At 42.9% G+C, this 665-nt stretch carries 2 pseudogenes; both read right to left on the reverse strand.

Annotated features, from left to right (window positions below):
• Nucleotides 1–338: pseudogene (locus GMD6S_RS09870) on the reverse strand (primosomal protein DnaI); the annotation flags it as partial.
• Nucleotides 339–665 (reverse strand): annotated as a pseudogene (locus GMD6S_RS09875) (DNA helicase); the annotation flags it as partial. It abuts the pseudogene before it with no gap.

The following is a 665-nucleotide window of genomic DNA, read 5'->3' on the forward strand; positions in this document are numbered from 1 at the left end:
GGTAGATTGATCAACTTGAGACGATTCTTGATTGCCGCCTCTTTTTCAGCCGCGATTAGTTCGGGTGTTTCTTCATAAGATACATCTGCATAGCCGTGATTCATGACCAAGATAGGCTTGTAGCCACGCGCTATATAGTCAGCATCCCCACGAAGAAACTTATCCCGTTCTGTGATATATTGGTTGAACTTGGAGATGCTACGATTCAACTCCTCTGGGCTGAGGGATTCTTTCTGGATAAAAGCCGCCACATCTGGGTCTTTCATAATCTGCTGGACTAGGTCCTGATACTGAAAACGACTTGTCTGACGTTTGATAACATCACCCACACTTTCCATCTAGTCTCCTCCTTCTTCTAATCGGGCTAACATTTCTTGTTTTTTACGTTCTAGTTCCAGACGAGTCTCCTCGCTGGTTTGATTTTTATATTCTGGATTACTCCACTTAGGAACATTGGTCTTAGTCGAGCTAGTTTTCGATTTCTGGTCTTCTTGCCCTTTTTGCTGACGCTCTCGAATCCGAAGCACAGCTTCTTCTGCTGTCCGAATTTTTTGATAAGCATAGTCATTTGCGACCTTCATGGCATATTTTTCATTAACATTAGCCGAATCAACCTTGTTAAAGGTTAGAAGCAAGACGATATTGATGACTTCATCCAACAAGCC

The organism is Streptococcus sp. GMD6S, assembly GCF_000297015.1.